Consider the following 5,422-nt stretch of genomic DNA (forward strand, 5'->3'; position numbering starts at 1 on the left):
GGGGCCCCGGGGGGGGGGGCCCCCCCCCCCCCCCCCGGCGGGGGCCCCCCCCCCCCCCCGCGGGGGGGGGGGGGCCCCCCCCCGCCCCCCCCGGCCGCTGCCGTGCCGGGACTCGGCTGGGCTGGGCTGGGCTGCGCCTACTCGCTCTTGTCGGCAGCCACGGCCGCCGTGGCCAGGCCCGCCGACCACTTCTCCTCGACCCTGCCGAGCTTCCAGTACGCGACCGCCGCCGCCCAGGTGAGCACGAACAGGCCGACGATGGCGTAGCCGACGAAGTTGAGGTCCAGCTCGCCGACCCAGGCGATCGGCCCGCTGGTGATGTCCAGCTTCTCCCCGAGCAGCCCGAGCAGTTCGATCGAGCCGATGACCAGCGCCACCAGGACCGACAGGCCGGTCACCGTCAGGTTGTAGTAGATCTTGCGGACGGGCTTGGAGAACGCCCACTCGTAGGCGAAGTTCATGAACGAGCCGTCGATGGTGTCCAGCAGGCTCATGCCCGCCGCGAACAGGATCGGCAGCACCAGCAGCGCGTACCAGGGCAGCTGGAAGGCCGCCGCGCCACCCGCCAGGACGAGCAGGGACACCTCGGTGGCGGTGTCGAAGCCCAGGCCGAACAGCAGGCCGACCGGGTACATGTGCCAGGGCTTGGTGACGGCCCGGGTGACCCGGCCCAGGATGCGGTTCATGAAGCCGCGCTTGTCCAGCTGCTCCTCCAGCTCGGCCTCGTCGAACTCGCCCTGGCGCATCTTGCGGAACACCTTGAGGATCCCGTTGAAGGCGCCCAGGTTGATCAGGCCGATGAGCAGCAGGAACGTCCCGGAGACGGAGACGCCGATCAGCCCGGTCATCTCGTGCAGGGAGGAGTCGTCGGACTCGACCTGCCCGGCGAGGGACTGGATGCCGAAGGCCAGCAGTGCGCACAGCCCGAAGACGATCGAGGAGTGGCCCAGCGAGAACCAGAAGCCGACCGACAGCGGCCGCTTGCCCTGGCCCATCAGCTTGCGGGTGGTGTTGTCGATGGCCGCGATGTGGTCCGCGTCGAAGGCGTGCCGCATGCCCAGGGTGTAGGCGGTCAGGCCCATCCCGGCACCGAACGCCTGGCCGCCGACGTCGTAGTGCTCGGGCGCGATGACCGCGAGCAGGGTGAACCAGCCGATCACGTGCAGCGCGAGGATGAAGCCGCCCATGCCTGCCAGGCGGATCCACTCGTCGCGGGTGAGCCGGTCGCGCCATCTGACGGCGGTGGCACCTGCGGCGGGGCTGGACATCGTGTCGTCCTTTCGGGGAGCGGGCTGAGCTGGGCCATCTTTCCCCCGGCGGGGAAGTAGTTGCAAGTCATACGCAATTACGGGTTGGCGGCGGTCGAATACCCGGGGCGCGCAGGGGGCGCATTCCTGGGCGCCCGGACCTCGTCATGAACCGTACAAATCCCCGTAACCTCCGGAGGCTTTCGGCTCCGCCTCTACGCGCGGATACTCACGTTCTACGCGCGAATAATCGGGCGCCGATACCTCAACTCCCCACGGAGGAACGGCACATGATCCGCATTCGAACCGCTGCCGCCCTGGCCGCCTCGGCCCTCCTCGCGGCCGGGCTCACCGGCCTCGCCCCCACCGCCACGGCCGCCACCGCCACCACCGGCGTTCCCACCGCCACCGCCGTCTCCGCGAGCCCGCACCGGGTGCTGTTCGACAACAGCAAGGCCGAGACCGCCGGCAACGCCGACTGGATCATCAGCACCGCGCAGCCCGACCCGCTGGCCCAGAACGCCAACCCCAGCACCGAGAAGAGCTGGACCGGCGCCCTCTCCGCCTGGGGCGTCGCCCTCCAGCGGACCGGCCAGTACAGCCTCAAGACCCTCCCGGCCGGCTCCACCATCAGCTACGGCACCGGCGCCGCGCTCGACCTCGCCAACTTCGACACCTTCGTCGTCCCCGAGCCGAACATCCGGTTCAGCGCCGGCGAGAAGACCGCCCTCATGCGCTTCGTGCAGAACGGCGGCGGGCTCTTCCTGATCTCCGACCACACCCAGAGCGACCGCAACAACGACGGCTGGGACTCCCCCGCGATCATCAACGACCTGCTGACCTCCAACGGGGTCGACAACACCGACCCCTTCGGGTTCTCCGTCGACCTGAAGAACATCACCACCGACAACCCGCGCGCGGTCAACGACGCCACCGACCCCGTCCTGCACGGCGCCTTCGGCACCGTCACCGGCTCGATCCTGCGCAACGGCACGACGTTCACCCTCAAGCCCGCCGACAACCCCTCCGTCAAGGGCCTGCTCTACCGCACCGGCTCCAGCGGCACCACCGGCGCCTTCTTCGTCACCAGCACCTTCGGCTCGGGCCGGGTCGCCATCTGGGGCGACAGCTCCCCGGCCGACGACGGCACCGGGCAGTCCGGCAACAACCTGTTCAACGGCTGGAACGACCCGGCCGGCACCAACGCCGCCCTGGCGCTGAACGCCACGGCGTGGCTCAGCAAGGCGTGACGGCCAAGGTGTGACCGCCGCCGCACGGGCCGGCGCTCCCGTGCACGGCGGGGCTGCGGCTGCGGCCGTGGCCGTGGCCGTGACCGTGACCATGGCCGTGGCTTCGACTCGCCAGGAAAACGTCGGCTTCCTCCCCTAGTGTCGGAATGCTGACGCCCGCGGTGCGGGGCGCTCATGCCGCCGCCGCACCGCGGGCCCGCCGACCGGGACCGCTGGGAGCCGCCATGTCGCACCCGACCCCCTCGTACCCCTACCGCACCACCCACGAGGACCTGCGCATCCCCCTGTCCGACGGCACCCGGCTGTTCGCCCGGATCTGGCGCCCGGTGACCGACGAACCCGTCCCGGCGGTACTGGAGTACTCGGCCGGCCGGCTCACCGACTGGACGGCCGCCGAAGACGCCCGCCGCCACCCCTGGTACGCGGGCCACGGACACGCCGGTGTCCGGGTCGACCTCCGCGGCCACGGCAACTCCGACGGCCTGCCCGGCGGCGTGCTCGCGGACGGCGTCGAGGTGATCGCCTGGCTGGCCGCCCGGCCCTGGTGCAACGGCCGCATCGGCCTGCTGGGCCACGGCCCCGGCGCCACCACCGCCCTGGCGCTGGCCGCCCGCACGCCCGACACCGTCCGGGCCGTCGTCGCCGCCCACCCCGAGGGCGGCCACCACCACGGCGGCGCCCTCCTCGCCGACGGCCTGCACACCCGGGCCGCCGCCCGCCTCGCCGACGCCGCCCGCCCACCGGACCCGCGGTACACCGGCGACGACTGGCGGCGGATGTGGCTGGAGCGCCTCGACGCCCTCGAACCGCCCGCCCACGCCTGGCTGGTCGAACCCCCCTCGCCCGGCCCCGCGCCGAGCCCCGCTCCTGCCCCCACTCCCGTCCTCGCGATCAGCAGCTGGACCGACCCCTCGTGCACCGCCGTACTGCGCCTGGTCGAGGAGTCCGCCGCCCCGGCCCGCGCCCTGATCGGCGCCTGGCCGCCCGGACTGCCCGACGACGCCCTCCCCGAGACCCTCCGCTGGTGGGACCAGTGGCTGTCCGACATCGACACCGGCGTGCTCAAGGAACCCGCCCTGCGCAGCCGGCTCGGCCGCCGCTGGACCGGCGACGACCCCTGGCCCTCCCCCGACGTCCGCACCATCCACTACGGCCTCGACGGACCACTGCGCACCGCGGGCACCGCCTCCGACGACCGTTTCGTCCACGTCCGCTCGCCGCAGCACACCGGCCTCAACGCCGGAGCCCACCGACCGCTCGGCCGCGCCGCCGACCTCCCGCCCGACCAGCGGGAGGAGGACGGGCGCTCGGTCTGCTTCGACTCCGTGCCGCTGCCGGAACCGCTCGAACTGCTCGGCGCCCCCGCACTGCGGCTGCGCCTGCGCCCCACCGCCACCGGCGGCCACATCACCGCCCGCCTCTGCGACGTCGCCCCCGACGGCACCTCCACCCTGATCACCCGCGGCGTCCTCGCCACCACCCCCTCCTCCTCCCCCTCCGCCGAGGCCACCATCGAGCTCGCCGCCGCCGGCCACGCCGTCCCGCCCGGCCACCGACTGCGCCTGGCGCTCTCCTCCGCCTACTGGCCGTGGATCTGGCCGGACCGCGACACCGGCGGCTTCGACCTCGACCCCTCGCACAGCACCCTCGCCCTCCCCGTCCGCCACCTGGCCGCCGACGCGGGCACCGCCCCCGTCACCTTCAAACCCCCGCACCTGCCCGACGCCCCGCCCGTCCACCTCACCGAGCCCCTCACGGCCCGCCCCGAGCGCCTCACCATCCACGACATCGCCCGCCACGAGTGGCGCACCGAACTCACCCCCGCCGCCGACGGCACCCGCACCCACCCCGACGGCCTGGTCCGCGACGAGCACACCGTCACCGCCTACCGCATCCTCACCGGCGACCCGCTCAGCGCCGAGGCCCGCACCGACCGCACCCTCCGCATGGAGCGCCCCGACATCGGCTGGGACATCACCCTCCAGACCCGCACCGAACTCCGCTGCGACGCAACCCACTTCATCGCCCGCACCCACCTCACCGCCCTGGAGGCCGGCACCACCGTCTTCACCCGCACCTGGCACCAACGCTTCCCCCGCTAGCCCCTGCCCGGCCCTGCCCGCCGTTCCCGGGAGGCCGCACAACCGAGCGGATCCGCAGCGACCCTCGGGCCGCGGAGAATCCCGCTCGCCAACACCGGCTCAAGGGCAGCCTCGGTAGCAGCCCGTTCAAGGGCCGGGAGCTGGAGCGCCGGCAGTACGAGGTCACCGGGGGCGGGCGGATCCGGTACCTCGTCGACGACGACAGCCGCACCGCCTGGATCACCTACGCCGGCACCGGTCACCCGAGGTCGACCGAGTGAGGCCCCCTCCGCCGGCGGCACCGCACCACCCGCTCCAAGCGAACCGGAACCGCCAGGACTGCCGCCTGAAGGGCGACGGCATTCACACCGCGATGCTCGGCATCGCCCGACTGCACAACCTTGCCCTCATGGGATAACTCCCGCCCACACGAGGCCACCTTCAAGAGAGGCCCAAGGAAGACGGCCCCCCACCTCGCCGGCGCGAAGGATGCGCAGTCGAGACAGGACTCGTTGCACCCGCGCTTCGGCGTTCCGGCGTTGCGACCGCGGCCGGAACGCCGGGGAGAATGTGACGCCCAGTCATCGGAAAGTCACCCGTTTCCGGGATTGATGCGCAGCTGCGATATCCGCCCCGATTCCTACGGGGGGACCGCCGTAGCCGGTTCATCACGCTTTGCATTCGACTGAATCCGCCCAGAATTCCACGTGCGGCGTACGGCCCGCGCGCGTTTCCCGGGCGGGGTCGCCGGTCCTAGTGCCGCGTCAGGCAACTTTTGCCCGACGGGGCGAAGGTTGCCTGACGCGGCACTAGACGTCGAGCCCGGCCACGATGCGCGTGAGGC

3 protein-coding genes and 1 pseudogene are annotated in these 5,422 nt (G+C 72.8%); 3 read left to right on the plus strand and 1 reads right to left on the minus strand.

Going from position 1 to position 5,422, the window contains the following annotated elements:
- Positions 1-137: 137 nt before the first annotated feature.
- Entirely contained in the window at positions 138-1,268 is a 1,131-nt protein-coding gene (locus tag ACFVVX_RS22425) for a HoxN/HupN/NixA family nickel/cobalt transporter (RefSeq protein ID WP_387948210.1), read from the minus strand.
- Positions 1,269-1,537: 269 nt separating this feature from the next.
- Between ACFVVX_RS22425 and ACFVVX_RS22430 the strand changes: the two genes are divergently transcribed.
- The 3 genes and pseudogenes from ACFVVX_RS22430 to ACFVVX_RS22440 all read left to right on the plus strand — a co-directional run.
- Positions 1,538-2,497 carry a hydrolase gene (locus ACFVVX_RS22430; protein WP_387948212.1) on the plus strand — a complete coding sequence of 320 codons (960 nt, stop codon included), beginning with the start codon at positions 1,538-1,540 and terminating at the stop codon, positions 2,495-2,497.
- A 224-nt stretch (positions 2,498-2,721) separates the two neighbouring features.
- The gene (locus ACFVVX_RS22435; protein ID WP_387948214.1) at positions 2,722-4,599 is read left to right on the plus strand and encodes a CocE/NonD family hydrolase; all 1,878 of its coding nucleotides are present in this window, start codon (positions 2,722-2,724) and stop codon (positions 4,597-4,599) included.
- A gap of 313 nt (positions 4,600-4,912) precedes the next feature.
- Positions 4,913-4,996: pseudogene (locus ACFVVX_RS22440) on the plus strand (IS5/IS1182 family transposase); the annotation flags it as partial.
- Between the last annotated feature and the right edge of the window lie 426 nt (positions 4,997-5,422).

Source organism: Kitasatospora sp. NPDC058170 (assembly GCF_042883905.1).
Lineage (GTDB): Bacteria > Actinomycetota > Actinomycetes > Streptomycetales > Streptomycetaceae > Kitasatospora.